The 737-nt window shown below is 64.6% G+C and carries 1 protein-coding gene; it reads left to right on the plus strand.

The window, feature by feature from the left end; all coding sequences use genetic code 11:
- On the plus strand, positions 1-737 hold a 737-nt coding region (locus AC1DF3_RS37010), incomplete at both ends, for an ATP-grasp domain-containing protein (RefSeq protein WP_478142815.1).

Consider the following 737-nt stretch of genomic DNA (forward strand, 5'->3'; position numbering starts at 1 on the left):
GCCAAGTTCGGCGTGCCCGTACCCCGCGGCATCCCGGCGTACACAGTTCAGGAGGCGGTCGAGGCCGCCCAGAAGCTCGGCGGCCCGGTCTGGGTCGTCAAGGCCCAGATCCACGCGGGTGGTCGCGGCAAGGGCGGTGGCGTCAAGGTCGCCAAGTCGATCGAAGACGTCAAGAAGCTGGCCGGCGAGATCCTCGGCATGCAGCTCAAGACGCACCAGACCGGCCCCGAAGGCCAGAAGGTCCGCCGCCTCTACATCGAAGACGGCGCCGACATCCAGAAGGAATACTACGTCTCCGTCGTGACGGATCGCGCCACGCAGAAGGTCGCGTTCATCGCCTCCAGCGAAGGCGGCATGGACATCGAGGAAGTGGCCCATTCCACGCCCGAGAAGATCGTCACCGAGTTCATCGACCCGCTGACCGGCCTCAACGATGCCCAGGCCAAGAAGATCGCCGACGCCATCGGCATCCCGGCCGACTCCACCGCCCAGGCCGTGGACGTCTTCAAGAAGCTCTACACCTGCTACATGGAAACGGATGCCTCGCTGGTCGAGATCAACCCGCTCAACCGTGACAGCAAGGGCAAGATCATGGCGCTCGACGCCAAGTTCAACTTCGACAGCAACGCGCTGTTCCGCCACCCCGAGATCGTCGCCCTGCGCGACCTCGACGAGGAAGACGCGGCCGAAGTCGAAGCCAGCAAGTTCGACCTCGCCTACATCAGCCTCGACGGCAA

The sequence above is a fragment of the Variovorax sp. 10N432 genome, from assembly GCF_056394465.1.